The following is a 26,572-nucleotide window of genomic DNA, read 5'->3' as shown; positions in this document are numbered from 1 at the left end:
GCGGCTATTAAATCACGTTTGTTCGTAATGCTCAGCAGGTTCGATAGACGGCAGAAAAAAACCACCTGTGGGAGCGGGCTTGCTCGCGAAAGCGGTGTGTCAGGCGACATCGATTTTGGCTGATATGACCTCTTCGCCAGCAAACTGGCTCCTACAGGGAACTGCGGTGTTTCAGATAAAAAACCGGCGGTTCCTGTTACACAGAAACCGTCGGCGAGGTAAAGCTTAGATGCCGAAACGGTCGCGCAGCGAGTAGTACACGGCGCCGAGGGCGGTCAGCGGCGCCGAGAAGGTGCGCCCGCCGATCATCGGCATGTGCGGCAAGGAGGCAAACGCGTCGAAGCGCTCGGCATCGCCACGGATCATTTCCGAGATCAGTTTGCCGGCCAGGTGCGAGCAGGTAACGCCGTGACCGCTGTAGCCTTGCATGTAGTAGGCGTTTTTCTCGATACGGCCGAATTGCGGCATGCGTGACATGGTCAGCAGGAAGTTGCCGGTCCAGCGGTAGTCGATCTTCACGTCCTTCAATTGCGGGAAGGTCTTGAGGATTTTCGGGCGGATCAGTTGTTCGATGTCGTCCGGCTCGCGTGCACCGTAGACCACGCCACCGCCGTACAGCAGGCGGTTGTCGGCAGTCAGGCGGTAGTAGTCGAGCAGGTAGTTGCAGTCTTCGACGCAGTAGTTGTTCTTGATCAGGCTATGCGCTTGCTGCTCCGACAACGGCTCGGTGACGACGATCTGCGAACCGCACGGCATGCTCTTGCTGGTCACGCGGTTGTCCAGGCCCTGCGGCAGGTAGGCGTTACCGGCGATCAGCAGGTACTTGGCCTTCACCACGCCTTTTGCAGTGCGCACGGTGATCGGCTCGCCGTAGGTGATTTCCACCGCTGCCGATTGCTCGTAGATCTTGCCACCCAGGCCGATGATCGCCGAGGCTTCGCCGAGGGCCAGGTTCAGCGGGTGAATGTGGCCGCCCTGCATGTCCAGCAGGCCGCCGACGTAGGCGTCGGAGCCGACTTCGCGCTTGATGTCGGCCGCGTCGAGCATTTTCAGGTTCTTGTTGCCGTAGCGTTCCCAGCTCTTCTTCTGCTCGGCCAGGCCCTTGAGCTGCTTCTTGTTCATCGCCGCGAAGATACCGCCGGGACGGTAGTCGCACTGGATGTCGTAGTGCTGTATGCGCTGACGGATGATGTCGGCGCCTTCGAAAATCATGCTGCCGAGGACTTCGGCGGTCTTGTCGCCGTAGCGCTCTTCGATGACATCGACGTCACGGCTGTAGGAGTTGACCAGTTGACCGCCATTGCGACCGCTGGCGCCGAAGCCGACCTTGGCCGCTTCGAGCACGGTCACGCTGTAGCCCGCTTCGGCGAGGAACAGGGCCGAGGACAGGCCAGTGTAGCCGGCACCGATCACGCAGACGTCGCAGTCCACCGCCCCTTCCAGCACCGGGAAATCGCCGGTGAAGTTGCGGGTGGCGGCGTAGTAGCTGTTTACATGCTGTTGCTTGGTAGCGCTGTGTTTCATAAATTTCTCCGATGGCCGCCGCAAGTTGCCGGCGACCGCCGCTTTATTGTTATTAGAGCTTGATCCAGGTCGCTTTGAGTTCGGTGTACTTGTCGAACGCGTGCAGCGATTTGTCCCGACCGTTACCCGACTGCTTGAACCCGCCGAACGGTGCGGTCATGTCGCCGCCGTCGTACTGGTTGACCCAGACGCTGCCGGCGCGCAAGGCACGGGCGAAGGTATGGGCCTTGCTCAGGTTGCTGGTCCAAACCCCGGCGGCCAGGCCGTAGATGCTGTCGTTGGCAATCGCCAAAGCTTCTTCAGTCGTGTCGAAGGTGATGACCGACAGCACCGGGCCGAAGATTTCTTCCTGGGCGATGGTCATGGCGTTGGTCACACCGTCGAAAATCGTCGGTTCCACGTACTGGCCACCGGTATCTTCGAGGGTGCGGCTGCCGCCGGCGATCAACTGAGCGCCCTGCTCTTTGCCGATCCCGATATAGCGCAGCACGTTGTCCAGTTGACGCTGGTCGACGACCGCGCCGACCGTGGTCGCAGGATCGAGCGCATGCCCTGGTTTCCACGCTTGCAGTGCTTCGACCAACAGCGGAATGAATTGCTCGCGGATCGAACGTTCAACCAGCAAGCGCGAACCGGCGGTGCAGACTTCGCCCTGGTTGAAGGCAATGGCACCGGCCGCGGCTTGTGCAGCGGCGCGCAGGTCCGGCGCATCGGCGAACACCACGTTCGCGCTCTTGCCGCCCGCTTCAGCCCAGACGCGTTTCATGTTGCTTTGCCCGGCGTAGATCATCAGCTGCTTGGCGATCGCCGTGGAGCCGGTGAAGGCCAGCACGTCGACGTCCATGTGCAACGCCAGCGCCTTGCCCACGGTGTGGCCGTAGCCCGGCAGGACGTTGAACACGCCTTTCGGGATGCCGGCATCCAGTGCCAGCTGGGCGATGCGGATCGCCGTCAGCGGCGACTTTTCCGAAGGCTTGAGGATGAACGAGTTGCCCATCGCCAGGGCCGGGGCGAATTTCCAGCTGGCCATGATCAGCGGGAAGTTCCACGGCACGATGGCCGCGACCACGCCGGCCGCTTCGCGCGTCACCAGGCCCAACTGGTCCTGGGGCGTGGCGGCGACTTCGTCGTAGATCTTGTCGATGGCTTCGGCGGTCCAGCGGATCGCGTTGGCGGTCGCCGGAATGTCGATGCTCATGGAGTCGCTGATCGGCTTGCCCATGTCGAGGGTTTCGAGCAGGGCCAGTTCTTCCTGGTTGGCCAGGATCAGATCGGCGAAACGGATCAGGATGCGCTTGCGCTCGGCCGGGGCCAGGTTGGCCCAGACGCCGGATTCGAACGCGCGGCGCGCGACGGCGACTGCCGCATTGGCGTCGGCCTCATCGGTGCTGGCGACGTTGGCCAGGAAACGGCCGTCCACCGGGCTCAGGCATTCGAACGTGGTGCCACTGGCGGCCGCGCAGTATTGGCCGTCAATGAATGCGCGACCTTCGATTGTTAGGGACTGGAAGCGCTGCTCCCAATCGCTGCGAGTGTTTGTCATTGTTGTGACTCGACGCAGGGGAATAGGTGATCGTCGGGCTGAAGCCCGTCAGTTCAAGTTCTGAAATGCAATCCCTGTGGGAGCGGGCTTGCTCGCGAAGGCGTCGGCACATTCAATATCGATGTCACCTGACACACCGCTTTCGCGAGCAAGCCCGCTCCCACATTTGATTGTGTTGAACCAACCAATCAGACGGTATGCAAGTACCAGTTGTACTCAAGGTCCGAGATGGAGTTCTCGAACTCGGCCAGCTCGCTTTCCTTGCACGCCACGAACACGTCGATGTACAGCGGGTCGATGTACCTGGCCATGACTTCGCTGTCGTCCAGCTCGCGCAGGGCATCGCGCAGGTTGTTCGGCAGGCTCTGCTCGTTCTGCTCGTAGCTGTTGCCTTCCACCGGTGCGCCCGGTTCGATCTGGTTGGTCAGGCCGTGGTGCACGCCGGCCAATACCGACGCCATCAGCAGGTACGGGTTGGCATCGGCGCCCGCTACGCGGTGTTCGATGCGCACCGAGTCTGGCGAACCGGTCGGCACACGCACGGCTACGGTGCGGTTGTCGATGCCCCAGCTCGGCGAGTTCGGCACGTAGAACTGTGCGCCGAAACGACGGTACGAGTTGACGTTCGGGCAGAGGAACGCCATCTGCGCCGGCAGGGTCTCGAGCACACCGCCGATCGCGTGTCGCAGTGCGGCGTTCTGCTCGGGATCCTCGCTGGCAAAGATGTTGTTGCCTTCTTTGTCGAGAATCGAAATGTGCACGTGCAGACCGTTACCTGCCTGGCCCGGATACGGCTTGGCCATGAAGGTGGTGTCCATCTCGTGGTCGTAGGCGATGTTCTTCACCAGACGCTTGAGCAGGACCGCGTAGTCGCACGCCTTGATCGGGTCAGCCACGTGGTGCAGGTTGACTTCGAACTGCGCCGGGGCGCTTTCCTTGACGATGGCGTCAGCCGGGATGCCCTGCTCTTTCGCGCCTTCGAGGATGTCTTGCAGGCAATCGACGTATTCGTCGAGATCGTCGATCAGGTACACCTGGGTCGACATCGGACGCTTGCCGGATACCGGCGAACGTGGCGATTGCGGACGACCGTTCACGTTGTCCTGGTCGATCAGGTAGAACTCCAGCTCGAACGCGGCGCAGATGGTCAGGCCCATGTCGTCGAACTTGCGCACGACATTGGCCAGCACTTCACGCGGGTCGGCGAAGAATGGCTGGCCTTCTAGTTCGTGCATGGTCATCAGCAGTTGCGCGGTCGGGCGCTTCTGCCAGGGTTCGATGCTCAGGGTTCCGGGGATCGGGTAGCAGATCCGGTCGGAGTCGCCGATGTCCAGACCCAGGCCGGTGCTTTCCACCGTGGAGCCATTGATGTCCAGAGCAAACAGGGACGCCGGCAGGTTAATGCCTTTCTCGTAAACCTTATGAAGACTGGTGCGCTCGATGCGCTTGCCGCGCACCACACCGTTCATATCCGCAATCAGAAGGTCGACGTACAAAACCTCAGGATATTTCTTAAGGAATGCGTTTGCTTCGTTGAGTTGAACGGTACGCAGGGGGACCGACATGTTGCACCTATTTAGCTGTTAATTATTATGTTCACTGCCCTTTCACGAGCCCAGTCAATCCGAAAGGCAAAGTGAAGTCAATAGCGAACACCTGGCCTTTCAGCGTTTATTTTCGGGCACTTCAGAGGCACGAGAGTGCCAGATACTCCCAAAAACGCCCGTAATTCCTGAAGATCGGACGTGCGGCGTTTAGAATTTTTTACATGAGAGTTGTTAATTAAAATCAACAAGGCTAAGCTCCAGAAAAGCTCGTTCAAGTGTCAAACTTCGAGGTGATAAAAATGGCATTCAAGCCATTGATCGGCGTTACTGCGTGCGTCAAACAGATTGGCCTGCACCCCTACCACATCAGCGGCGACAAGTACTTGCGTGCTGTCAGCGTTGCGGCGCTGGGGCTGCCTGTCGTTATTCCTTCTTTGGCTGAACTGACCGAAATCGATGACCTGCTGGGGCAGCTCGACGGTCTGTTGCTGACCGGCTCGCCGTCGAACGTGGAACCCTTCCACTATCAAGGCCCCGACAGCGCCCCCGGGACGGAGCACGATCCGCAACGGGACCGCACCACCCTGCCGCTGATCCGCGCGGCCATCGCTGCCGGTGTTCCGGTCCTCGGCATCTGCCGAGGCTTCCAGGAAATGAACGTGGCGTTCGGTGGCAGCCTGCATCAGAAAGTCCATGAGCTGCCGGGCTTCCTCGATCACCGTGAAGCCAACCACCCGGAGCTGGCCGTGCAATACGCACCGGCCCATGCGGTGAATGTGCAGCAAGGTGGCGTGTTCGAAGCGCTGGACCTGCCTGCGGTGTTCCAGGTCAACTCGATTCACAGCCAGGGCATCGACCGCCTCGCGCCCGGCCTGCGCGCCGAAGCCGTCGCCCCCGATGGCCTGATCGAGGCGGTCTCGGTCGAGCACAGCAAGGCGTTTGCCCTCGGCGTGCAATGGCATCCGGAATGGCAAGTGCTGGATAACCCTCCTTACTTGAGTATTTTCCAGGCGTTCGGCGAAGCCTGCCGGCAACGGGCGGCGCTGCGTCACTCGAGCTGACGACCCAAACCCACATTCAACGATTGACTGCCCACGCGAGCGGGCAGGCGCTTTTGCGCGTCCCGCTCGCCAGAACAACACACTGCGATAACAACAAGTACTACCAGGCAGCCAGGACGGCGGCGCCGAATTAACCCGGGACGGGAAACGCAATTCCCTGTAGGAGCGAGCCTGCTCGCGATGGATGTCCGGACACCGCGGGCATTCAGACTGCCAGCGTCATCGTTGGCGACCATCGCGAGCAGGCTCGCTCCTACAGAGAGGCAGCGTTGACTCCGGGTTTGCAATCCACTATTAAGCCGGGCCGTGTTGGCCGGGCGACTGAAACCTGTTGGGAGTTTCACATGGCAAACGCCTCCAGCATCTACAGGAAGGCAATTGAAGGTCACCAGGCACCGAAGAAGGTGTTGGTGAAAGTCGATCGCGTCACCAAGAAATTCGACGAAACCACCGCTGTGGACGATGTGTCCCTGGAAATCCACCAGGGTGAAATCTTCGCCCTGCTCGGCGGTTCCGGTTCCGGTAAATCGACGCTGCTGCGCATGCTCGCCGGCTTCGAGCGCCCGACCGAAGGCCGGATTCTGCTCGACGGCGTCGACATCACCGACATGCCGCCGTACGAACGACCGATCAACATGATGTTCCAGTCCTATGCCCTGTTCCCGCACATGACCGTGGCGCAGAACATCGCTTTCGGCCTCAAGCAGGACCGTTTGCCAGCGGCCGAAATCGACGCCCGTGTGCAGGAGATGCTGCGCCTGGTGCACATGACTCAATACGCCAAGCGCAAGCCGCACCAACTGTCCGGCGGCCAGCGTCAGCGCGTGGCCCTGGCCCGTTCCCTGGCCAAGCGTCCGAAGTTGCTGCTGCTCGACGAACCGATGGGCGCACTGGATAAGAAGCTGCGTTCGCAGATGCAGCTTGAACTTGTCGAGATCATCGAGCGTGTCGGCGTGACCTGCGTGATGGTGACCCACGACCAGGAAGAGGCCATGACCATGGCCGAGCGCATCGCGATCATGCACCTGGGCTGGATCGCCCAGATCGGCAGCCCGGTCGACATCTATGAAGCACCGGTCAGCCGCATGGTCTGCGAATTCATCGGCAACGTGAACGCCTTCGACGGCACCGTGGTCGAGGACCTGGAAGGCCACGCGATCATCCATAGCCCGGACCTTGAGCAGAAAATCTACGTCGGTCACGGCGTCAGCACCTCGGTGCAGGACAAGTCGATCACCTACGCGATCCGCCCGGAAAAACTGCTGGTCAGCACTATCAAGCCAGACAACCGCTACAACTGGTCCAGCGGCAAGGTGCATGACATCGCCTACCTCGGCGGCCACTCGGTGTTCTACGTCGAACTGCCTGGCGGCAAGATCGTCCAGTCGTTCATGGCCAACGCCGAACGCCGTGGCGCACGTCCGACCTGGGACGATCAGGTCTACGTGTGGTGGGAAGACGACAGCGGCGTGGTACTGCGCGCATGAAAACCTTCAATCAGCAATTCCTGAGACTGGTCCCCAGCGGGCGCAAGCTCGTCATCGGGATTCCCTTCATCTGGCTGTTCCTGTTCTTCATGTTGCCGTTCTTCCTGGTGATGAAGATCAGCTTCTCGGAAGCGGCCCTGGCCATTCCGCCCTACTCGGAGATCTACACCTACGCCGAGCAGAAATTCCAGCTGCTGCTCAACATCGGCAACTACACCCTGCTGGGCCAGGACGAGCTGTACCTGTCCGCCTACCTGGGTTCGTTGAAGGTCGCGTTTTTCAGCACGCTGATGTGTCTGGTGATCGGCTTCCCGATGGCCTACGCCATCACCAAGGCCAGCAAGGAAACGCAGAACGTCCTGATGCTGTTGATCATGATGCCGACCTGGACCGCGATCCTGATCCGCGTTTATGCGTGGATGGGCATCCTCAGCAACAACGGCCTGCTCAACGCGTTCCTGATGTGGACCGGGCTGACGTCGCACCCGATCGAGATCCTCAACACCAACACCGCCGTGTACATCGGGGTCGTCTACGCCTACCTGCCGTTCATGGTGCTGCCGTTGTACGCCAACCTGGTCAAGCACGACCAGAGCCTGCTGGAAGCCGCATCGGACCTGGGTTCGAGCACCTTCAACAGCTTCTGGAAAATCACCGTGCCGCTGGCCAAGAACGGCATCATCGCCGGCTGCATGCTGGTGTTCATTCCGGTGGTCGGTGAGTTCGTGATTCCGGAACTGCTGGGCGGCCCGGAAACCCTGATGATCGGCCGTGTGTTGTGGCAAGAGTTCTTCAACAACCGCGACTGGCCGGTGGCGTCCGCCCTGGCGGTGGTGATGCTGTTGATCCTGATTGTGCCGATTCTGCTGTTCAACCGCAGCCAGGCCAAAGAGATGGAGGCACGGGGATGAAACGCTTCGGATTTTCAAAGTTCATGCTGATTTTCGGCCTGTCGTTTATCTACCTGCCGATGCTGATCCTGGTGATCTATTCGTTCAACGCCTCCAAGCTGGTAACGGTGTGGGGTGGTTGGTCGTTCAAGTGGTATGCCGGTTTGCTCGACAACACCCAACTGATGGGTTCGGTGGTGCGCTCGCTGGAAATCGCCTGCTACACCGCCATCGCAGCGGTGGCACTGGGTACACTGGCGGCGTTCGTGCTGACTCGCGTCACGCGCTTCAAGGGTCGTACGCTGTTCGGTGGCCTGGTCACCGCGCCATTGGTGATGCCTGAGGTGATCACCGGCCTGTCGCTGTTGCTGCTGTTCGTGGCCATGGCGCAATTGATCGGCTGGCCGCAGGAACGCGGCATCGTCACCATCTGGATCGCCCACACCACGTTTTGTGCCGCCTATGTAGCGGTGGTAGTCTCCGCCCGCCTCCGCGAGCTGGACCTGTCCATCGAAGAAGCGGCCATGGACCTGGGTGCGAAGCCATTCAAGGTGTTTTTCCTGATCACCATTCCGATGATCGCGCCGTCACTGGCGGCCGGCGGCATGATGTCGTTCGCCCTGTCGCTGGATGACCTGGTGCTGGCGAGCTTCGTCTCCGGCCCGGGTTCCACGACCCTGCCGATGGAAGTGTTCTCGGCGGTACGCCTGGGGGTTAAACCCGAGATCAACGCCGTGGCCAGCCTGATCCTGTTGGCGGTGTCCATCGTGACCTTCATGGTCTGGTACTTCAGCCGCCGCGCCGAAGAAAGCCGCAAGCGCGCGATCCAGGAAGCCATGGACCAGACTGCCAGCGAATCCTGGCAGCAACCGAAAAAACAAATGGCAGAAGCGACTGCCTAGTCGTTGCCCGGTTAACTGTGGCGAGGGGGCTTTGTGGCGAGGGGGCTTGCCCCCGTTGGGTCGCGAAGCGGCCCCAAAACCGGAAAACTGCGGTGTCTCAGTTGCATCGCATTCACTGGTTTTACGACTGCTACGCAGCCGAACGGGGGCAAGCCCCCTCGCCACAAAAGCTCGCTCGCCACAGGTTTTGTGTTTTGTATAAAAAGAAATGGAGTTGTACCGATGAAAATGTTTGGCAGGACTCTGCTGACACTGTCCTTATTGGGCGCAATCGCCACGGGCGCCCAGGCCAATGACAAGGTTCTGCGCGTCTACAACTGGTCGGATTACATTGGCCCGGACACCGTCAAGAAGTTCGAAGACGAGACCGGCATCCAGGTGACCTACGATGTGTTCGACAGCAACGAAACCCTGGAAGCACGCCTGCTGGCGGGCAAATCCGGCTACGACATCGTCGTGCCGTCCAATAGCTTCCTGGCCAAGCAGATCAAGGCCGGGGTCTACCAGACGCTGGACAAGTCGAAGTTGTCGAACTGGAAAAACCTCAACCCGGTGCTGCTGAAAAACGCCTCCGCGAGTGATCCCGATAACGCCCACGCCATCCCGTACATGTGGGGTTCGATCGGCATCGGCTTCAACCCGGCAAAGGTCAAGGAAGTGCTCGGCGCCAACGCCCCGACCAACTCCTGGGACCTGCTGTTCAAACCGGAGTACGCCGAGAAGCTCAAGGCCTGCGGCATCAGTTTCCTCGACTCGCCGACAGAAATGATCCCGACCGCCCTGCACTACCTGGGCTACCCGGTGAACGATCAGGACAAACAGCACATCGCCGAAGCCGAGGCGCTGTTCATGAAGATTCGCCCGAACGTGGCGTACTTCCATTCGTCGAAATACATCTCCGACCTGGCCAACGGCAACATCTGCGTGGCTGTCGGTTACTCCGGCGACGTGCTGCAGGCCAAGGCCCGCGCCCAGGAAGCCGGGGACAAGGTGAAGATCGACTACAGCATCCCGAAAGAAGGCGCCGCCAGTTTCTACGACATGCTCGCCATCCCGCGCGATGCCGCCAACGTCGAGAACGCGTACCTGTTCATGAACTTCCTGATGCGCCCCGACGTGATCGCCGACATCACCAACAACATCGGCTACAGCAACGCCAACTCGGCAGCCACGCCACTGGTCGATGAAGCCATCCGCAACGATCCGGGTTCGTACCCGTCGGAAGCGGTGATGGCCACGCTCTATGCCGTGCCGGATCAGCCGATCGCCATCCAGCGGATCATGACCCGTGGCTGGACCAAGGTGAAGTTGGGCCAATAATCCAGAACCCCACCGAACCCATGTGGGAGCGGGCTTGCTCGCGAAGGCGTCAGGTCAGTCGACATCTCTATTGAATGTGCCGGCCTCTTCGCGAGCTAGCCCGCTCCCACACTTGATCGGTGGGGGGTTCAACACTTTCCGTTCGCGCAGCGCCTTACCACCGCTGCCTCTCCTGCAAGTAGAACGGCCTCACCTGGCTCCCTCGGTTCAGGTGAATTTGGCGCCCTCGGGCGCCTTTTTTTATTGGGGCTTTCAATGGTTTGGAGTCCACTTCATTTTCAGCGTAGGAGCCGGCTTGCTGGCGATGGTCGTTAACGATAACGCGTGTGAACTGGATAAACGCGGCGCACTTGAATCCATCGCCAGCAAGCCGGCTCCTACAGGTATTGCGTTATCCGCCTTTCGCGCGAAGAAGCTTTTTTATTGGGGATCGATCAACGGCCATTCGGCCAACGCCCGATAACGGCCCTTGTGGGATTCGAACAGGATGAATCGATCAGCCCGCAGAAAGAACTCGGGCGGTGTCGCGGATTCTGGCACCGACGCCCGATAGTCCCGCGCCAGGGTCAGGTGCGGACGGTATTCCTTCGGCGCTTGCTCCAGCCCGAACGGCAACATCGCCTGTTCCAGGTCATACACCAGGCGCAGCAATGCCGGGGTCGCCTGCTCCGGCGCGAGCACCAGCGCCCCTGCCCTGCGCCACACATCCAGGCGGTCCAGCAGCACCGTCAAACGCTCGCCCGGCGTGCGGATGGACGCCGCAGCGGTGCAGATGTCGGCAATTTGCGCCACCCCCACCGCCCCCAGAAACTTCAACGTCAGGTGAAAGTTGTCCGCCGGTACGGGCCGGCCGTTGCGCAGTTGCAACGCACTGCGCCACTGGGCGATATCCCGGCGCTGGGCCGGAGCACAGTCCAGGGCAAAGAACAGACGCTTGAACGGTTCACGGGTTTCGTCGTTCATGCCGCACACCTCTTGGGAAGACTGCCTGAGTGTACTCAACACCGACCTGCCGGCCAGCGCATTTGTGGCGCCGTGCGGCAGGCGCGTTATAGTTCTAGCATTCCGAAATACCGGAGGGGGCCATGCGACAAATCATCAGCAAAGAGCCATGGTGGGCCAGGCCGCCCGAGCCAGGCCAGGATGAACTCAAGCTGGAATGGGGCTGGCTGGTGCATTACAGCGAAGGTGAGCCGCGCTTCGAGTTCATCCGCGAGCGGCCGACGGACGACGAGATCCGCCAGCGCAAGAGTTGCAGGATCACCCCGACGCCGGAGTGATCCCGCGTCGGGTGTCAGGCCTGGAGGAGTACTTCGAACCCGCCGTAGACCATGCGCTGGCCGTCGAAGGGCATCGGATTGACGTCCGGCTTCATGCGCGGGTCCTGCATCATCTTGTCCATCCCGGCATTGCGAGTGGCCTTGTCCGGCCAGATGATCCAGCCAAAGGCAACGGTTTCGTCTTCCTTGAGTTTCACCGCCAACGGGAAGGAAGTGACCTTGCCCTCCGGGACATCCTCGCCCCAGCATTCGACCACGCTCAAGGCACCGTTTTCCTTGAAGACCAAGGCGGCGATCTTGGCGTGCCTGAGGTATTGCTCACGGTTGGCGGTGGGTACGGCAGCGATAAAACCATCAACGTAGGACATGAGTGTTCTCCTTGGGTCATGGGGTGTTCTGCTGGGTAGTCGATTGCGCTGGCGTCAAATCGACAGTGCCGGCGCTCAAACCGACCGGCGGTTGAGCACCGCCGCCCAGGCTGCCTTCAATCTGCCCCGCCATGTAAAGCGTGCTGGCCATGACACCGGTGGTCGGGTTCTGCACCAGTTTCATCCAGGCCTTGTCGAAGGTGTTGCCCAGACTGCTGCGGATCAGCGCCTCGCTGTCGGGCCGGTCGTTGGCCTGGATGATTGCGCGGATCGCCGCTACACCGACGGTGATCAATCCGCCGGCGAGTTTCCCGGCGGCGGCGGCCACGGCGCTGGCGGCCCCGCGCGGGGCCATCTCGGCTTCCATGCGCTGGCTGGCGCGCTTGGCCACAGGCGCCATCGCGGTGTCGGTTGAACCCACGCCCTTGTCACCGCCGGCCTTATGGATTTTGTCGATCAACGCAGCGTAGGCCGGCAATGAGTTCAGCGATTCGCTGTGCACGATCTGGTACAACGAGGCGTCCCGCGCCGGCGGCGGCCCAAGGGCGATGGCCGGGATTTTCTGGATGCGCCCGTTGATCTGGGCCATTGGCACACCGTGGCGAGTGGAGATTTTCTGCAGTTCTTCCTTGAGGATGTCGACATAGAATGCCGCCGCCAGGCCAAGAATCGCATCGGGATCGATTTCCACCGCCACCGGGGCCAGGACCTTCTCCTGATAGGCTTCGAGCAGGTACGCCGCCAGGTGCTTGGCCGAGGCATCCTGCTCGCCCTTGGCGCTGATGGTGTACCAGCTGACCTTCATCGACAGCCACTCCTGGGTCCAGTAGCTGCTGAACCACGGAATGAAGTTCTGTTCGGTCAGTTCATAGACCCGCGTGCGCCAGTAATCCATGGCGCCGCGGGCGTAGATTCTGGTCTGCTCGGTGGCCGACTGCGACGCGGCGACGATCTCCCGGTCGATTTGCTGCCAGGTGCTCGCGGAAACGATGACCGGCGCCACGACCACCGGCGCGCGCGCAGGCGTAGCACACCCCGCCAACACCACCAGCACGGCAATGATCAGCGAACGCAGGTTCACGATTGTGGCTTCCTACAGTTGTCATCGAACCGGAGGCTCGGTGATTGGACAACCTCTGGTTTGAGTATAGGTGGCGGCATGCGCATGGCCGACAGTTGGCGGTGCTTTTGAGGCCCCCTTCGCGAGCAAGTCCGCTCCCACAAGTAAGCGGTTGACCACGGACCTGTGGGAGCGGGCTTGCTCGCGAAGAGGCCCGCAACATCTGCACAACACCCATCACTGGCGTCGATATTCACCATCGCCGCGATTGCCTTCCGCTTGCCGGCCGTCAGCGTAGGATCAATCCCAAGCCAACACGAAACCCCGAATCGGAGGGGAACATCATGCTGATCCATCTGCTGACCTGCCTGGCCCTGACGGCGTTCACATTGAGCCTGTTTGCCGGGTACGTCCTGAGCGAGGAGCAAACATCATGACTGGCACCGTTAACCTCGCCGTGCGTTTTCCAGTGTTCGGCAATAATTTCTACGCGCAGAAATTCGAGTCACGTAAAGAGTTGACTCTGCTGTTCGACGAGAAGTTCGAGGCATTGCTGATCCCGGCAGCCGATCATCACTTCAGCAACGAAGTGGTCGGGCTCAATGATCAGTTCCGTTTTTTGAATGACGTGCTGGTCGAGCACCTCCTGGATATCGAACTGGCAAAAAACGCGGCCCGTTCGTTCGGGTTCTGACAGCGACCGCCGGTCGCACGGGCACCGACGGGAACCGCTCATAACGTTCGCTGGCTATTGCCAATCCCCTTGGCAATGTCGATCCCCCAATCCATCGCCGCTTCCATGTCGAGCATATGCGGCCGTGGATCGTGGTTTTCATCGATGGCTGTGCCGTCCGGCCGATAGACACCGATGAACATGCCCAACGAACCGTCTTTCAATATCTCGGCTTTGACTCTGATATTGCATCCGTTCGATAGCGTTTCCTTGTGCTCCATGTGGCGCTCGGTCATGTCTGCGTTCCTCCCGTCGCTGGATTCATACCCTACCCGCCATGCTAGCTCAGCCCCCGGCACTGCGCCGACCCGCTGGACCGGAGGCCTGCCCTGACAGCGCTGCAATGCCACCTATACTCAAGCCCACCTTCCCCCCTGGGGATCTGCACGTCCAACAATAAAAAGCAGAGGTGGAACATGGTCTGGCAGCAAGTCTACGATCCGTTCGGTAACCCGGTGCTTTCAACGCTCATGGCGGCTGTGCCGGTGGTGGTGATGCTGGCGTCCCTCGCGTTTTTCCATGTCAAGGCACACCTGGCGGCGCTGCTCGCCCTGGCCTCGGCCTTGCTGATCGCGATCTTCGCCTTCGGCATGCCGGCGAACATGGCAGGTTCGGCAGCGTTGTACGGTGCGGCCAATGGACTGCTACCGATTGGCTGGATCGTGTTGAACATCATCTTCCTGCACCGCCTGACCACCGAGAACGGTTCGTTCAAGGTGCTGCAGGACTCCCTGGCGCGCATCACCGATGACCGACGCCTGCAATTGCTCCTGATCGCTTTCTGCTTCGGTGCGTTTTTCGAAGGCGCGGCCGGTTTCGGTACGCCGGTGGCGGTGACTGGGGCGATTCTGATCGGGCTGGGGTTTTCGCCGCTCGCCGCCTCGGGACTGGCGCTGATCGCCAACACCGCCCCCGTGGCGTTCGGCGCCCTCGGCACGCCGATCATCACCTTGGCCAAGGTCACCGGGCTGGATGAAATGGAGCTGTCGATGATGGTCGGCCGCCAGTTGCCATTCTTCTCGGTGCTGGTGCCGTTCTGGCTGATCTGGGCCTTTGCCGGCTGGCGCAAGATGCTGGAAATCTGGCCGGCGATCCTCGTGGCCGGGGTCAGTTTCGCCGTGCCGCAGTTCCTCGTGTCGAACTATCACGGGCCGATGCTGGTGGACGTGATTGCCGCGCTGATTTCGATGGCCTGCCTGACCGGTTTCCTCAGGGTGTGGAAACCGGCCACCGTGCACACCTCCGCTGCACTGTCCGGCCGGGTCGACAACTCGAAGATCGACGCCGAGCACGACGAAAAGCCCGTACCGACTGCAACCTTCGCCAATGAGGCGAAACCTGCCGTGATGCGCGCATGGATGCCATGGATCATCCTGACGATCTTCGTGTTCATCTGGGGCACCCAGAGCTTCAAGAACAACTTCGACGTCCGCCCGGCCATCGACCCGCAAACCAGCACGGCCAAGCTCGACCCCCAGGGCAAGCCGATGCTCGAGGCCAATCCTGTGTTCGCGCCGGTCTTGACATTCAGCACCTTGCACTTGCAGGTGGTAAAAGTCCCGCCGGTGGTGGCGGCGCCGAAACCCGAAGAAGCCGTGTACAAGTTCACCTGGTTCACCGCCACCGGCAGCGGCATTCTGCTGGCGGCGATTGTCGGTGGCTTGCTGATGGGCTACTCGATCCCGCAACTGATTCGCCAGTACCTGCGCACCCTGTGGGTGGTGCGTTTTTCGCTGATCACCATTGCGGCGATGCTTGCCCTGGGCTTTCTCACGCGCTACTCCGGCCTGGATGCGACCATGGGCCTGGCCTTCGCCGCGACGGGCATTTTCTACCCGATGTTCGGCACCCTGCTCGGCTGGCTCGGCGTGGCGCTGACCGGCTCGGACACCGCGTCCAACGTGCTGTTCGGCGGGTTGCAACGGGTGACCTCCGAGCAGCTGGGCATCAGCCCGGTGTTGATGGCCGCCGCCAACAGTTCCGGCGGGGTCATGGGCAAGATGGTCGACGCCCAGTCGATCGTGGTCGCCTCCACCGCCACCCGCTGGTACGGCCATGAAGGGGAAATCCTGCGCTACGTGTTCTTCCACTCGATTGTGCTGGCGATCCTGGTCGGCGGGCTGGTGACGTTGCAGGCCTATGTCGCACCGTTCAGCCACATGGTGGTGGGCGGCCATTAAATCGACTCCCACACTGGAGAGTGTTTTTATTGAATGAATGGTCCGTCGTGCAGACAAACATCCCAATGGACAGTCGGCTGTATCAGGCCAATGATGAAGGTCAGTGGCCTCCTGCGAGAGTCATGAACCCATGAACATTCTCTACGATGAGCGCGTTGACGGCGCCTTGCCCGACGTCGACAAACAGGCGCTCCTGCACGCCCTGCAAACCCGCTTGCCGGCTCTGGAAATCCTGCATCAGCAGGAGGAGCTCAAGCCCTACGAATGCGATGGGCTGTCGGCCTATCGCACCACCCCGCTGCTGGTGGTGCTGCCCCGGCACATCGACGAGGTGCAAGGGGTGCTGCGCGTCTGCCATGAACGGCAGGTCGCCGTGGTGGCCCGTGGCGCCGGTACCGGTTTGTCCGGTGGAGCGCTGCCCCTGGAGAAAGGCGTGCTGCTAGTGATGGCGCGCTTCAACAACATCCTGCACATCGATCCCGCCGCCCGTACCGCACGGGTTCAGCCCGGCGTGCGCAATCTGGCGATTTCCCAGGCGGCGGCCCCCTTCGGCCTGTATTACGCGCCGGATCCGTCCTCGCAAATCGCCTGCTCGATTGGCGGCAACGTCGCGGAAAATGCCGGTGGCGTGCACTGCCTGAAATACGGCCTGACCGTGCACAACATACTCAAGGTCGACATCCTTACCGTCGATGGCGAGCCTCTGAGCCTGGGCTCCAACGCCCTCGACTCCCCCGGCTTCGACCTGCTGGCACTGTTCACCGGTTCCGAAGGCCTGCTCGGGGTGATCACCGAGGTCACGGTCAAGCTGCTGCCCAAACCGCAGACCGCCAAGGTGCTGCTGGCGGCGTTCGACTCCGTGGAAAAAGCCGGGCGCGCGGTCGGTGACATCATCGCCGCCGGCATCATCCCCGGTGGCCTGGAAATGATGGACAACCTGGCCATCCGCGCCGCCGAGGACTTCATCCACGCCGGTTATCCGGTGGATGCCCAGGCCATCCTGCTGTGCGAGCTCGATGGCGTTGAAGCCGATGTCGCCGATGACTGCGAGCGGGTGCGCCAGGTACTGCAACAGGCCGGCGCAACCGAGGTGCGCCAGGCCAAAGACGAAGCCGAGCGCGTGCGTTTCTGGGCCGGGCGCAAGAATGCCTTCCCGGCGGTCGGCCGCCTCTCGCCGGACTATTACTGCATGGACGGCACCATCCCCCGTCGCGAACTGCCCGGTGTGCTGCATGCCATCGCCGAACTGTCGAACGAGTACGGCCTGCGGGTGGCTAACGTGTTCCATGCCGGGGACGGCAACATGCATCCGTTGATCCTGTTCGATGCCAATCAACCCGGTGAACTGGATCGAGCCGAAGCCCTGGGCGGCAAGATCCTGGAGTTGTGCGTGAAAGTCGGCGGCAGCATCACCGGTGAACACGGCGTGGGCCGCGAGAAGATCAATCAGATGTGCGCGCAGTTCAACAGCGATGAGCTGACCCTGTTCCATGCCATCAAGGCCGCCTTCGACCCAAGCGGCCTGCTCAACCCCGGCAAGAACATTCCGACCCTGCACCGCTGCGCCGAATTCGGTGCCATGCACGTGCATGGCGGGCAACTGCCCTTCCCCGAGCTGGAGCGTTTCTGATGCACGGCCCTGAAGATTTCGACGACAGCCCGTCACTGCTGGAGCAGGTCAATCAGGCGCTGGAAAACGCCACGCCGTTGCGCATCCAGGGTTCCAACAGCAAAGGCTTCCTGGGGCGCACCACCGCCGGGGAAATTCTCGACACCCGCTCGCACCGGGGCATCGTCAGTTACGACCCGACAGAGCTGGTGATCACCGCCCGTTGCGGCACGCCGTTGTCGGAGCTGGCGCAAGTGCTGGATGCCGCGCAACAGATGCTGCCCTGCGAACCGCCGTCCTTCGGCGACGGCGCTACTGTCGGCGGCATGATCGCCTGCGGGTTGTCCGGGCCACGGCGCCCGTGGTCCGGCTCGGTGCGGGATTTCGTCCTCGGCACGCGGGTGATCACAGGGCATGGCAAGCTGTTGCGCTTCGGTGGCGAAGTGATGAAGAACGTCGCCGGCTACGACCTGTCGCGCCTGATGGCCGGCAGTCATGGCAGCCTCGGGCTGCTCACCGAAGTCTCGCTCAAAGTGCTGCCCAAACCCCGGCAGTGCCTGAGCATCAGCCTGGAAATGAACACCGAACGGGCCTTACTGCGCCTGGCGGAATGGGGCCAGCAACCGCTGCCGATCAGCGCCGCCTGTCACGACGGCACACGCCTGCACCTGCGGCTCGAGGGCGGTGAGGGTTCGGTGGCGGCGGCCCATGAGCGCCTCGGCGGCGAACGGCTGGACGCTGCCTTCTGGGACGATCTCAACGAACAGCGCCTGAGTTACTTCGATGAAGACCAGCCGCTGTGGCGCCTGTCCCTGCCGCACAACACGCCACGCCTGTCGCTGCCGGGTCGCCAGATGCTCGACTGGGGCGGCGCCCAGCGCTGGCTGAAGTCCGATGCCGAAGCGGCATTCATCCGCCAGGTGGTCGACGAGGTCGGCGGTCATGTCACCTGCTTCAGCCACGGCCTGACCGACAGCCCCTTCCATCCGCTGCCGCCGGCGCTGATGCGTTATCACCGCAACCTCAAACAACAACTCGATCCACGGGGCATCTTCAACCCCGGACGCCTGTACGCGGAGCTTTGAACCATGCAGACGACCTTGAGTGAACGCGCCAGCCATCTGCCCCGTGCCGCAGAAGCCGAAAGCATCCTGCGCACCTGCGTGCACTGCGGCTTCTGCAATGCCACGTGTCCGACCTATCAATTGCTCGGCGATGAACTGGACGGACCGCGAGGGCGCATCTACCTGATCAAGCAAGTGCTGGAAGGCAACGAGGTCACGCAAAAGACCCAACAGCATCTGGACCGCTGCCTGTCGTGCCGCAACTGCGAAACCACCTGCCCGTCGGGCGTCGATTATCACAACCTGCTGGACATCGGCCGGGCGGTGGTCGATGCGGCGGTGCCGCGCCCGCTCGGTCAACGCCTGTTGCGCGAAGGGTTGCGCCAGACCGTGCCGCATCCCGATCTGTTCAAGAGCCTGGTCAATGGCGGTCAGGTGTTCCGCGCCCTGCTGCCCGGCCTCCTGCAAAGCAAGTTGCCGCGCAGTGTCTACCCGGCCAAGCCGCGGCCCATGACCCACCGTGAGCGCCAGGTGCTGATGCTCGAAGGTTGCGTGCAGCCCGGCCTGTCACCCAACACCAATGCCGCCGCGGCGCGGGTGCTGGACCGGTTGGGGATCAGCGTCATCGCGACCCGCGAAGCCGGTTGCTGTGGTGCCGTGGATTACCACCTGGATGCCCAGGCCGCCGGTCTCGATCGCGCCCGGCGCAACATCGACGCGTGGTGGCCGGGCATCGAAAAAGGCGCCGAGGCGATTGTGCAGACCGCCAGCGGTTGCGGCGCCTTTATCAAGGACTACGGCCATCTGCTCGCCAGCGACCCGGCCTATGCAGCCAAGGCGAAAAAGGTCAGCGAACTGGCCCGGGACCTGGTGGAGGTGTTGCGAGACGAACCCCTGGAAAAACTTGGCATCCACGCCTCCCAGCGCCTGGCCTTCCATTGCCCCTGCACCTTGCAGCACGGGCAGAAACTCGGCGGAGCCGTGGAAGCGCTGCTGAGCGAACTCGGTTTCAACCTCACGCCCGTTCCCGATGGGCACCTGTGCTGCGGCTCGGCGGGCACCTATTCGCTGACCCAGCCCGAATTGTCGCGACAACTGCGCGACAACAAGCTCAACGCCCTGGAAAGCGGCCATCCCGAGGTGATTGTCACGGCCAACATTGGCTGCCAGTCGCACCTCGACGGCGCGGGCCGAACCCCGGTGCGGCACTGGATCGAACTGGTCGAAGCCGCCCTGCCTTAAGCGAATCCTGGAGATGCCCATGAACAGCAAAGCCGTCCTGAGCCAGGCCGAAGTCGGCCAGATCATCAAAGCCGCCCGCGCCGAAGCACAGGCCAACCAATGGGCCGTGACCATAGTGGTGGTCGATGACGGCGGCCACCCACTGGCCCTCGAACGCCTCGACGGCTGCGCGCCGAGCAGCGCGTACATCGCCACCGAAAAGGCCCGCACCTCAGCCCTCGGGCGACGCGAATCGAAAAGTTATGAGGACATGGTCAACAGTGGGCGCTACGCTTTCCTGTCAGCACCGGTGCTGACTTCGCTTGAGGGTGGCGTGCCGATTGTTTTCGATGGGCAGGTGATTGGTGCTGTCGGGGTGTCGGGCGTCAAGCCCGAACAGGATGCGCAGGTGGCGAAGGCCGGGGCGCAGTGCCTGGAATGAGGTGTCGGCTTCACCCTTTTCCCCTGTGGATGGGCTTGTGGCGAGGGGGCTTGCCCCCGTTGGGTCGCGAAGCGGCCCCCGAAAAATGGGACTGCTGCGCAGTCCAACGGGGGCAAGCCCCCTCGCCACAAGCCCGCTCCCACAGGGGCCGCGTTCAACCAGCCGAGAGGAACTCTGCGATGCCCCGTCTAACCGCAAAAGACTTCGCCCCCGAACTGCTGGAACTCTACGACTACTACGCCCACGGCAAGATCAACCGCCGGGAGTTTCTCGACCGTGCGGCGTTGTTCACCTTCGGCGGCTTGACCGCTGGCGCCCTGCTCGCCGCGCTAAGCCCCAACTATGCGCTGGCCGAGCAGGTCGAGTTCACCGATCCGGACATCCTTGCCGAATACGTCACCTACCCGTCGCCCAAGGGCCACGGCCAGGTTCGCGGTTACCTGGTGCGCCCGGCCAAGACCGCCGGCAAAGTACCGGCGGTGGTGGTCGTGCACGAAAACCGCGGGCTCAACCCGTACATCGAAGACGTGGCCCGGCGAGTGGCCAAGGCCGGGTTCATCGCCCTCGCCCCGGATGGCCTGACGTCGGTCGGCGGTTATCCCGGCAATGACGACAAGGGTCGCGAGCTTCAAGCCACGGTCGATCCGGAAAAGCTGATGAACGACTTTTTCGCCGCCGTCGAGTGGATGATGAAACACCCGGCCGCCACGGGAAAAGTCGGCATCACCGGGTTCTGCTACGGCGGTGGCGTGACCAACGCGGCGGCCGTGGCTTATCCGGAACTGGGTGCCGCCGTGTCGTTCTATGGCCGTCAGCCGACGGCGGAGGAAGTGCCCCGGATCAAGGCCCCGGTGATGCTGCACTACGGCGAACTGGATACGCGGATCAACGAAGGCTGGCCCGCCTATGAGAAAGCGTTGAAGGCCGGGGGCAAGACCTATGAGGCCTACATTTACCCGGGCTGCAATCATGGTTTTCACAATGACTCGACACCGCGTTATGACGAGGCGGCGGCGAAGCTGGCGTGGGAGCGGACGGTGGGGTGGTTTAAGAAGTATCTGGTTTGACCGGGAGTTCTTGGTCTGCGGGGCCGGCCTCTTCGCGAGCAAGCCCGCTCCCACATTGGATCTCTGTCGTACACAGATTTTGTGTTCACTGGAGATCCCCTGTGGGAGCGGGCTTGCTCGCGAAGGCGATCTTAAGGCCGCAGCAGTTACTTCGGCTGAGCCACCGTCCGCAAATACGGCTTCAATGTCTTGAAGCCCTCCGGGTATTTCTTCTTCGCATCTTCGTCAGACACTGAAGTCGGGATGATCACATCCTCACCCGGCCGCCAGTTCACCGGCGTGGCAACGGTGTGCTTGGCATTCAGTTGCAGGGAATCGAGCAGGCGCAGCACTTCATCGAAATTACGCCCGGCGCTCATCGGGTAGATCAGCATGGCCTTGACCTTCTTGTCCGGGCCGACGATGAACACCGAACGCACCGTGGCGTTGTCCACTGCCGTACGCGCGCCGCCGCTGGCATTGGGGTGGATCATGTCGTAGAGCTTGGCCACCACCAGGTTCTCGTCGCCGATCAGCGGATAGTTGACCGCGCAGCCCTGGGTCTCGGCAATGTCACCGACCCAGCGGTTATGGTCACTGACCGGGTCGACGCTGAGGCCGAGGACCTTGGTGTTGCGCTTGTCGAATTCCGGCTTGAGTTTGGCCAGGTAACCCAGTTCGGTGGTGCACACCGGGGTGAAATCCTTGGGATGGGAAAACAGGATAGCCCAGCCATCGCCGACCCATTGGTGAAAATTGAGCGTGCCTTCGGTGGTTTCAGCGGTGAAATCCGGTGCTTCGTCGCCAATGCGGATAGCCATGTTCGATCTCCTTGCAGTGATGGACAGGGATGCCGTCAGGGCACCGAATGCGCTTTCAACGGCATGGACGCGAGACAGTATAGGAGAGGTTGCGGGACTCGCCGGACCGCATCGGGTGCGTCGTTAGCCGACCAGCGCGATCAGTTGCTGACGCTGGGCGTCGGTCAATGTCGGGCCGAATCCGGCCCTGGCATTTTCCGCCATGTAGCGCGGGTTGCCGGTGCCCGGAATCACGCAGGTCACCGCCGAATGCGACAGCAGGAACTTCAGCGCCAGTTGCGGCCAGCTCTTGACCCCGACTTGCGCCGCCCAGCCTGGCAGCGGTTTGTCTTTCAGTTTGGCCAGCAAGCCGCCACCGCCAAACGGTCGATTGCAGATCACCGCCACGCCCCGTTCGCGGCACAACGGCAGCAGGCGTTTCTCGACGCCGCGATCATCCAGCGCGTAGTTGATCTGCAAGAAATCCACTGGCTCGGCCTTGAGTACCGCTTCGACTTCTTCATAGGCCGATGCGGTGTAATGGGTGATGCCGATGTAGCGGATGCGCCCTGCTTCCTTCCAGTGGCGCAGGGTCGGCAGGTGCGTCTGCCAGTCCAGCAGGTTGTGGATCTGCATCAGGTCGATAATGTCGGTCTGCAACAGGGCGAAGGATTGCTCCATCTGCGCAATGCCTTCTTCGCGGCCCCGGGTCCACACCTTGGTGGCCAGGAACGCCGGCGAACGTGGCTCATGGATCGACAGCAGTTCGCCGATGGTCTGTTCGGCGCGACCATACATCGGCGAGCTGTCGATCAACGTGCCGCCCTTGTCGAACAACGCATCCAGTACCGTGGGCAGGTCCTTGTAGGTCGGTTGCGAAGGCTCGACGTCGAATCCGCGATAAGTGCCCAAGCCTACGATCGGCAAGGGCTCGTTACTGGAAGGAATGGCGCGAGTCTGCATGGTCTTGCCTCCTGTTCCCGTCGGCGGCGCGGGTTGTGCCCCCACCGGACCGAACGTGAAGACCGCCGAAGCACCGGCAGCCAGCGTGAGTATTTCTCTACGGGTGTAACCCTCAGGATGGCTCATAAAACGCTTCTCACCAGTCGTTCGGGTTCGGTCCGTTGCGTCGACCGTCCGGACAACCCGCGCCAAAGGTCGATTGACTACACTCAGAAAGCCTTGCGCCAGCCACTTTCAAACCCCGAGCGTTCATGCCGCCCACTAACGTTAGTCGAATGTCACGCACCCTGGTGTTGCTCGTCGTCATCGTCGCTGCGCTGTACCTGGCGCTGTGCGTCGCGCTGTTCGTGTTTCAACGGGCGCTGATCTATTACCCGCAACCGCGCACCGTCGGGACAGCCGCAACGCTGCTGACCCTGCCGGTCGCCGACGCACAGGTGCTGGTCACTGTCCGCCCTCACGATGGCCCGAACGCGCTGGTTTATTTCGGCGGCAATGCCGAGGACGTCTCGCGCAACCTGCCCGGGTTCACCCAGGCGTTCCCTGACTACGCCCTGTATCTGCTGCATTACCGTGGCTTTGGCGGGAGTTCCGGCTCGCCATCCGAAGAGGCCATTGCCCGCGATGCCATCACGTTGTTCGACCAGGTGTATGCCACCCATCCGCATGTGGCGGTGGTCGGGCGCAGCCTGGGTTCCGGGGTTGCCGTGCGCCTTGCCAGCCAGCGGCCGGCCGCGCGGCTGGTGCTGATCACGCCCTACAACAGCCTCGAAGGGCTGGCCGCCCGTCAGTTCCGCTGGTTTCCGGTGCGCTGGTTGCTGAAGGACAAATACCCGTCCTGGCAGTACGCCGCCCGCATCACGGTGCCGACGGTATTGATTGCGGCCGGGCATGACGAAGTGATTCCGCGCTCCAGCACCGAGCGCCTGTTGAGTCACTTCACCAAAGGCGTGGCTTCGATGCAGGTCATCGAGGGGACGGGGCATAACTCGATCGGCGAAAGCCCTGAATACCTCAAGGCGCTGGGGGATGGGTTGTAACGGGATCAGCGGTCTTTGTGGCGAGGGGGCTTGCCCCCGTTGGACTACGAAGTAGTCCCCAACCCAGACGATACGGTATATCAGACAAACTTTTGCGACCGCTTCGCGGTCGAACGGGGGCAAGCCCCCTCGCCACAAAAAGCCAAATCGCTTTTGGCGACAGGCTATGGCCGTTCATCCGAGAACTCACCTGTGCCCAATAAAAACATATTTTTATGTCTATATTGATATTGTCGAACGTTCCCACTCTCTGAGGGTGCCGTCATGAATATCAAAACCCTGGCTTTGCTCCTGCTGGCATTGTGTGCACAACCGGTCTGGAGCCAGACGCCTGCCGCTTCACCCGCCGCGGCCGACAGCCCCGCGCTGACCACGCGCCTGGCCGAGCGTGACCTTTGGGTCGAGCACATTTTCTGGATCAGAAACTACGCGCTGGCCAATCAATCCGCCGACCAGAAGCAAGCCAAAGTCGCGGCCGACCAGGTGGTCGACAACGCCACCAAAATCGCCAACAGCATCGCCCCGCTCTACGGCCAGCCAGCGGCGGATCAATTGCTCAAGCTGCTTGCCGGGCATTGGGGCGCGGTGAAACACTACAGCGATGCCACCGTTGCCAAGGATGCGAAAGGCAAGCAGGCCGCCGTCACCGAATTGACCGGCAATGCCAAGGCGATCGCGGCTTTCCTGGCCGGTGCCAACCCCAATCTGCCTGAGACGACACTGGTGACGATGTTGTCAGCCCATGGCGGTCACCACATCGCCCAGATCGATGAGTTTGCCGCGCACGATTACGCTGGCGAAGCCCGTACCTGGGCGATGATGCGCACGCACATCCTGGCCCTGGCCGACGCCTTGACCGGCGCGCTGGTCAAGCAATTCCCGGACAAGTTCTGATATCGCGCGAGGGCACACCATGCTGGAAGGACTGGGCCGAACACAGCAAGACCTGCTCAATGCCCTACTGCACCATGCCGGCGGCATGAGCATTGACGAGTTGGCTGAACATCTGGCCGTCACACGTACGGCGATCCGCCAACACCTGGCGGCGCTGGAGCGTGACGACCTGGTGCTGCGCGGCGACACCCGCCCGACGGGCCGTCGCCCCGAGCAGCTGTATCGGCTCACCGACCACGCGCGGGAGCAATTCCCTCGCCACTATCAGCTGCTGGCCAGCGTATTGATCGATGAAGTCGCCGCCATCATCGGCCCCGAAGCCCTTGCCTCGCTGATGCGCAGCATGGGCCGAAAACTGGCCTTGGACCGTGAACAACAGGTCGTTGACGAAGCCAGGATCGTCCAGCACATGAACCAGGCGGGCTACGAAGCCGAGGTGTTTTTTCGCTCAGGCGACAGCCCGGAAATCGTTGCGCACAACTGCGTGTTCCATCGCCTGGCCGCCGAGCATCCGGTGGTCTGCGAACTGGACCTGGCCTTGATCGGCGCGCTGGGCGGCGGTGAAGTCGAACACAGCGAATGCATGGTGCGTGGCGGGCATGTCTGTCGCTTCAAGCTGCGACCGACAGAAAGCCCGGAGCCGCCACTCGAACCCTGACGTTACAGATCGACCATCTGCATGTTCGCCTTGAGAAACCCCATCAACTCGGCCGCCGCTGGCGACAGGCTCTGCCCCTTGCGGCACAGGATGCCGATCTGGCGCTCCACCCGCGGCTCTGACAGCGGCAGGAACACCAGTTTCTCGTTGCCCTGCGGGAACGCCAGGGACGGCAGCGTGGTGATGCCGATGCCCTCTTCCAGCATCGCGATCAGCGAAATCATGTTGGAGACGAACAGCAGACTGCTGTCCAGCAACCCCGCCGCCTCCGTGCCAGCGAGCAAGCGCGACGTGCCATTGCGCACCAGCGGGTAGGCTTGCAGGCTCGACCAGTGCAATGCCTCGCCGCTCGCCACCAATGGATGATCGTGGCGGCAGACCACCCCCACCCGATCACTCAGGATCGGCACGAACTCAATGTTTTCGTCCGCCGTCCACACGCTGCTGATCGCAAAGTCCACCTGCCCCTGGACCAACAACTGCTGGACGCTGTCGGCGTTGCCGTCCTGCATGCTGATCTGCATTTTCGGGTGCTCGCTGACAAACCGTGCCAGCAGATGCGGCAGCAACCGACTGGCCACCGATGGCACCGTGGCGATGCTCACCTGACCGATTTCATGCCGTGCCAGCAAGCTGACTTCACGGGCGATACGGTCGTGATGCGCGAGCAAATCCTGGAACAGCGGCAAGCAGTGTTCGCCGAAGGGTGTCAGTTCGGTCTTGCCGCCCTTTTCGAACAATGGCTGGCCGAGTTTCTGCTCCAGCTCACGCACGGCCAGGGACAGCGCCGGTTGCGTGCGATAGGCCTGCTTCGCCGCGCCGTGAAAGCTTTTCAGCTGGGCGACCAGGACGAAATAGCGCAGTTGGGTAATCTTCAGCTCAGGCAGCACGGTAAGTTTTCCTTATCATTTCATATTTATTATTAATTTTTATTTGCAGA

26 protein-coding genes are annotated in these 26,572 nt (G+C 61.8%); 16 read left to right on the top strand and 10 right to left on the bottom strand.

Annotated features, from left to right (window positions below; all coding sequences use genetic code 11):
* Positions 1 to 225: 225 nt before the first annotated feature.
* From QMK54_RS13335 to QMK54_RS13325, 3 genes are all read right to left on the bottom strand, one after another.
* Complete coding sequence (locus QMK54_RS13335) at positions 226 to 1,524, bottom strand: NAD(P)/FAD-dependent oxidoreductase (RefSeq protein WP_223595028.1); 1,299 nt, start codon at positions 1,522 to 1,524, stop codon at positions 226 to 228.
* Positions 1,525 to 1,576: 52 nt separating this feature from the next.
* Positions 1,577 to 3,067 (bottom strand): aldehyde dehydrogenase, encoded by a 1,491-nt coding sequence (locus tag QMK54_RS13330; RefSeq protein ID WP_110660880.1) that lies wholly within the window; start codon positions 3,065 to 3,067, stop codon positions 1,577 to 1,579.
* Between the two features lie 188 nt (positions 3,068 to 3,255).
* The gene (locus QMK54_RS13325; RefSeq protein ID WP_110660881.1) at positions 3,256 to 4,632 is read right to left on the bottom strand and encodes a glutamine synthetase family protein; all 1,377 of its coding nucleotides are present in this window, start codon (positions 4,630 to 4,632) and stop codon (positions 3,256 to 3,258) included.
* A gap of 281 nt (positions 4,633 to 4,913) precedes the next feature.
* On the opposite strand from QMK54_RS13325, the gene QMK54_RS13320 reads away from it, so the two are divergent.
* The 5 genes from QMK54_RS13320 to QMK54_RS13300 all read left to right on the top strand — a co-directional run bounded on the left by QMK54_RS13320 (position 4,914) and on the right by QMK54_RS13300 (position 10,274).
* Positions 4,914 to 5,675: a gamma-glutamyl-gamma-aminobutyrate hydrolase family protein gene (locus QMK54_RS13320; RefSeq protein ID WP_223595030.1), complete on the top strand. Its 762-nt coding sequence runs from the start codon at positions 4,914 to 4,916 to the stop codon at positions 5,673 to 5,675.
* 344 nt (positions 5,676 to 6,019) lie between these two features.
* Positions 6,020 to 7,162 carry a polyamine ABC transporter ATP-binding protein gene (potA, locus tag QMK54_RS13315; protein WP_110660885.1) on the top strand — a complete coding sequence of 381 codons (1,143 nt, stop codon included), beginning with the start codon at positions 6,020 to 6,022 and terminating at the stop codon, positions 7,160 to 7,162.
* Positions 7,159 to 8,073, top strand: a complete 915-nt coding sequence (locus tag QMK54_RS13310; RefSeq protein ID WP_110660883.1) for an ABC transporter permease subunit — start codon at positions 7,159 to 7,161, stop codon at positions 8,071 to 8,073. Before potA ends, QMK54_RS13310 begins: the two co-directional genes overlap by 4 nt.
* Positions 8,070 to 8,954, top strand: a complete 885-nt coding sequence (locus QMK54_RS13305; RefSeq protein ID WP_320402690.1) for an ABC transporter permease subunit — start codon at positions 8,070 to 8,072, stop codon at positions 8,952 to 8,954. The genes QMK54_RS13310 and QMK54_RS13305 overlap by 4 nt, the downstream gene beginning before the upstream one ends.
* A gap of 222 nt (positions 8,955 to 9,176) precedes the next feature.
* Positions 9,177 to 10,274, top strand: a complete 1,098-nt coding sequence (locus QMK54_RS13300; RefSeq protein ID WP_110663189.1) for a polyamine ABC transporter substrate-binding protein — start codon at positions 9,177 to 9,179, stop codon at positions 10,272 to 10,274.
* Positions 10,275 to 10,694: 420 nt separating this feature from the next.
* On the opposite strand, the gene thpR is transcribed toward QMK54_RS13300, so the two are convergent.
* Complete coding sequence (gene thpR / locus QMK54_RS13295; RefSeq protein WP_320402689.1) at positions 10,695 to 11,237, bottom strand: RNA 2',3'-cyclic phosphodiesterase; 543 nt, start codon at positions 11,235 to 11,237, stop codon at positions 10,695 to 10,697.
* A gap of 122 nt (positions 11,238 to 11,359) precedes the next feature.
* Here thpR and QMK54_RS13290 point away from each other — a divergent pair, with 122 nt between their 5' ends.
* Entirely contained in the window at positions 11,360 to 11,554 is a 195-nt protein-coding gene (locus QMK54_RS13290; RefSeq protein WP_056727280.1) for a hypothetical protein, read from the top strand.
* Positions 11,555 to 11,568: 14 nt separating this feature from the next.
* Here QMK54_RS13290 and QMK54_RS13285 read toward each other — a convergent pair whose 3' ends face one another.
* Positions 11,569 to 11,922, bottom strand: a complete 354-nt coding sequence (locus QMK54_RS13285; RefSeq protein ID WP_320402688.1) for a DUF1428 domain-containing protein — start codon at positions 11,920 to 11,922, stop codon at positions 11,569 to 11,571.
* A gap of 16 nt (positions 11,923 to 11,938) precedes the next feature.
* A complete protein-coding gene (locus QMK54_RS13280) occupies positions 11,939 to 13,003 on the bottom strand; it encodes a hypothetical protein (RefSeq protein ID WP_110660576.1) in 1,065 nt (354 codons plus the stop codon).
* A 412-nt stretch (positions 13,004 to 13,415) separates the two neighbouring features.
* On the opposite strand from QMK54_RS13280, the gene QMK54_RS13275 reads away from it, so the two are divergent.
* The gene (locus tag QMK54_RS13275) at positions 13,416 to 13,676 is read left to right on the top strand and encodes a hypothetical protein (protein WP_223595044.1); all 261 of its coding nucleotides are present in this window, start codon (positions 13,416 to 13,418) and stop codon (positions 13,674 to 13,676) included.
* Positions 13,677 to 13,714: 38 nt separating this feature from the next.
* On the opposite strand, the gene QMK54_RS13270 is transcribed toward QMK54_RS13275, so the two are convergent.
* Positions 13,715 to 13,951 carry a hypothetical protein gene (locus QMK54_RS13270; RefSeq protein ID WP_110660574.1) on the bottom strand — a complete coding sequence of 79 codons (237 nt, stop codon included), beginning with the start codon at positions 13,949 to 13,951 and terminating at the stop codon, positions 13,715 to 13,717.
* 180 nt (positions 13,952 to 14,131) lie between these two features.
* Between QMK54_RS13270 and QMK54_RS13265 the strand changes: the two genes are divergently transcribed.
* The 6 genes from QMK54_RS13265 (at position 14,132) to yghX (ending at position 21,298) form a co-directional block, all read left to right on the top strand.
* On the top strand, positions 14,132 to 15,895 hold the full coding sequence (locus QMK54_RS13265; RefSeq protein ID WP_110660573.1) for an L-lactate permease: 1,764 nt from the start codon (positions 14,132 to 14,134) through the stop codon (positions 15,893 to 15,895).
* A 130-nt stretch (positions 15,896 to 16,025) separates the two neighbouring features.
* Complete coding sequence (glcD, locus tag QMK54_RS13260; protein WP_320402687.1) at positions 16,026 to 17,525, top strand: glycolate oxidase subunit GlcD; 1,500 nt, start codon at positions 16,026 to 16,028, stop codon at positions 17,523 to 17,525.
* Positions 17,525 to 18,589 (top strand): glycolate oxidase subunit GlcE, encoded by a 1,065-nt coding sequence (gene glcE / locus QMK54_RS13255; protein WP_320402686.1) that lies wholly within the window; start codon positions 17,525 to 17,527, stop codon positions 18,587 to 18,589. The genes glcD and glcE overlap by 1 nt, the downstream gene beginning before the upstream one ends.
* Before the next feature lie 3 nt (positions 18,590 to 18,592).
* Positions 18,593 to 19,810, top strand: coding sequence for a glycolate oxidase subunit GlcF (gene glcF / locus QMK54_RS13250; RefSeq protein WP_320402685.1), 1,218 nt, complete (start codon positions 18,593 to 18,595; stop codon positions 19,808 to 19,810).
* 19 nt (positions 19,811 to 19,829) lie between these two features.
* Entirely contained in the window at positions 19,830 to 20,231 is a 402-nt protein-coding gene (locus tag QMK54_RS13245) for a heme-binding protein (RefSeq protein ID WP_223595764.1), read from the top strand.
* Positions 20,232 to 20,410: 179 nt separating this feature from the next.
* A complete protein-coding gene (gene yghX, locus QMK54_RS13240; RefSeq protein ID WP_110663209.1) occupies positions 20,411 to 21,298 on the top strand; it encodes a YghX family hydrolase in 888 nt (295 codons plus the stop codon).
* 146 nt (positions 21,299 to 21,444) lie between these two features.
* Here yghX and QMK54_RS13235 read toward each other — a convergent pair whose 3' ends face one another.
* Both QMK54_RS13235 and QMK54_RS13230 read right to left on the bottom strand, forming a co-directional pair.
* Positions 21,445 to 22,098: a peroxiredoxin gene (locus QMK54_RS13235; protein WP_223595768.1), complete on the bottom strand. Its 654-nt coding sequence runs from the start codon at positions 22,096 to 22,098 to the stop codon at positions 21,445 to 21,447.
* Positions 22,099 to 22,221: 123 nt separating this feature from the next.
* The gene (locus tag QMK54_RS13230) at positions 22,222 to 23,166 is read right to left on the bottom strand and encodes an aldo/keto reductase (RefSeq protein ID WP_320402684.1); all 945 of its coding nucleotides are present in this window, start codon (positions 23,164 to 23,166) and stop codon (positions 22,222 to 22,224) included.
* A 125-nt stretch (positions 23,167 to 23,291) separates the two neighbouring features.
* Here QMK54_RS13230 and QMK54_RS13225 point away from each other — a divergent pair, with 125 nt between their 5' ends.
* From QMK54_RS13225 to QMK54_RS13215, 3 genes are all read left to right on the top strand, one after another.
* Positions 23,292 to 24,080, top strand: a complete 789-nt coding sequence (locus tag QMK54_RS13225) for an alpha/beta hydrolase (RefSeq protein ID WP_110663247.1) — start codon at positions 23,292 to 23,294, stop codon at positions 24,078 to 24,080.
* A 264-nt stretch (positions 24,081 to 24,344) separates the two neighbouring features.
* Complete coding sequence (locus QMK54_RS13220; protein ID WP_320402683.1) at positions 24,345 to 24,974, top strand: hypothetical protein; 630 nt, start codon at positions 24,345 to 24,347, stop codon at positions 24,972 to 24,974.
* 19 nt (positions 24,975 to 24,993) lie between these two features.
* Positions 24,994 to 25,632 carry a helix-turn-helix transcriptional regulator gene (locus QMK54_RS13215; RefSeq protein WP_110662662.1) on the top strand — a complete coding sequence of 213 codons (639 nt, stop codon included), beginning with the start codon at positions 24,994 to 24,996 and terminating at the stop codon, positions 25,630 to 25,632.
* A 2-nt stretch (positions 25,633 to 25,634) separates the two neighbouring features.
* Here QMK54_RS13215 and QMK54_RS13210 read toward each other — a convergent pair whose 3' ends face one another.
* Entirely contained in the window at positions 25,635 to 26,522 is an 888-nt protein-coding gene (locus tag QMK54_RS13210) for a LysR family transcriptional regulator (RefSeq protein ID WP_223595776.1), read from the bottom strand.
* Positions 26,523 to 26,572 lie beyond the last annotated feature (50 nt).

The organism is Pseudomonas sp. P5_109, from assembly GCF_034009455.1.
Classification (GTDB): Bacteria; Pseudomonadota; Gammaproteobacteria; order Pseudomonadales; family Pseudomonadaceae; genus Aquipseudomonas.
The sequence above is the reverse complement of the archived record's forward strand: the minus strand, read 5'-3'. Positions and strand labels throughout refer to the sequence as shown.

What these genes read in the sequence shown, in the direction of transcription:
- QMK54_RS13310 (WP_110660883.1), top strand. Translation starts at nt 7,159, where the DNA reads ATGAAAACCTTCAATCAGCAATTCCTGAGACTGGTCCCCAGCGGGCGC.
- QMK54_RS13290 (WP_056727280.1), top strand. Translation starts at nt 11,360, where the DNA reads ATGCGACAAATCATCAGCAAAGAGCCATGGTGGGCCAGGCCGCCCGAG.
- QMK54_RS13225 (WP_110663247.1), top strand. Translation starts at nt 23,292, where the DNA reads ATGCCGCCCACTAACGTTAGTCGAATGTCACGCACCCTGGTGTTGCTC.
- QMK54_RS13285 (WP_320402688.1), bottom strand. Translation starts at nt 11,922, where the DNA reads ATGTCCTACGTTGATGGTTTTATCGCTGCCGTACCCACCGCCAACCGT.
- QMK54_RS13325 (WP_110660881.1), bottom strand. Translation starts at nt 4,632, where the DNA reads ATGTCGGTCCCCCTGCGTACCGTTCAACTCAACGAAGCAAACGCATTC.
- QMK54_RS13330 (WP_110660880.1), bottom strand. Translation starts at nt 3,067, where the DNA reads ATGACAAACACTCGCAGCGATTGGGAGCAGCGCTTCCAGTCCCTAACA.
- yghX (WP_110663209.1), top strand. Translation starts at nt 20,411, where the DNA reads ATGCCCCGTCTAACCGCAAAAGACTTCGCCCCCGAACTGCTGGAACTC.
- QMK54_RS13235 (WP_223595768.1), bottom strand. Translation starts at nt 22,098, where the DNA reads ATGGCTATCCGCATTGGCGACGAAGCACCGGATTTCACCGCTGAAACC.
- QMK54_RS13335 (WP_223595028.1), bottom strand. Translation starts at nt 1,524, where the DNA reads ATGAAACACAGCGCTACCAAGCAACAGCATGTAAACAGCTACTACGCC.
- QMK54_RS13245 (WP_223595764.1), top strand. Translation starts at nt 19,830, where the DNA reads ATGAACAGCAAAGCCGTCCTGAGCCAGGCCGAAGTCGGCCAGATCATC.
- glcE (WP_320402686.1), top strand. Translation starts at nt 17,525, where the DNA reads ATGCACGGCCCTGAAGATTTCGACGACAGCCCGTCACTGCTGGAGCAG.
- QMK54_RS13320 (WP_223595030.1), top strand. Translation starts at nt 4,914, where the DNA reads ATGGCATTCAAGCCATTGATCGGCGTTACTGCGTGCGTCAAACAGATT.
- QMK54_RS13300 (WP_110663189.1), top strand. Translation starts at nt 9,177, where the DNA reads ATGAAAATGTTTGGCAGGACTCTGCTGACACTGTCCTTATTGGGCGCA.
- QMK54_RS13215 (WP_110662662.1), top strand. Translation starts at nt 24,994, where the DNA reads ATGCTGGAAGGACTGGGCCGAACACAGCAAGACCTGCTCAATGCCCTA.
- thpR (WP_320402689.1), bottom strand. Translation starts at nt 11,237, where the DNA reads ATGAACGACGAAACCCGTGAACCGTTCAAGCGTCTGTTCTTTGCCCTG.
- QMK54_RS13230 (WP_320402684.1), bottom strand. Translation starts at nt 23,166, where the DNA reads ATGAGCCATCCTGAGGGTTACACCCGTAGAGAAATACTCACGCTGGCT.
- QMK54_RS13270 (WP_110660574.1), bottom strand. Translation starts at nt 13,951, where the DNA reads ATGACCGAGCGCCACATGGAGCACAAGGAAACGCTATCGAACGGATGC.
- QMK54_RS13265 (WP_110660573.1), top strand. Translation starts at nt 14,132, where the DNA reads ATGGTCTGGCAGCAAGTCTACGATCCGTTCGGTAACCCGGTGCTTTCA.
- glcD (WP_320402687.1), top strand. Translation starts at nt 16,026, where the DNA reads ATGAACATTCTCTACGATGAGCGCGTTGACGGCGCCTTGCCCGACGTC.
- QMK54_RS13275 (WP_223595044.1), top strand. Translation starts at nt 13,416, where the DNA reads ATGACTGGCACCGTTAACCTCGCCGTGCGTTTTCCAGTGTTCGGCAAT.
- potA (WP_110660885.1), top strand. Translation starts at nt 6,020, where the DNA reads ATGGCAAACGCCTCCAGCATCTACAGGAAGGCAATTGAAGGTCACCAG.
- glcF (WP_320402685.1), top strand. Translation starts at nt 18,593, where the DNA reads ATGCAGACGACCTTGAGTGAACGCGCCAGCCATCTGCCCCGTGCCGCA.
- QMK54_RS13305 (WP_320402690.1), top strand. Translation starts at nt 8,070, where the DNA reads ATGAAACGCTTCGGATTTTCAAAGTTCATGCTGATTTTCGGCCTGTCG.
- QMK54_RS13220 (WP_320402683.1), top strand. Translation starts at nt 24,345, where the DNA reads ATGAATATCAAAACCCTGGCTTTGCTCCTGCTGGCATTGTGTGCACAA.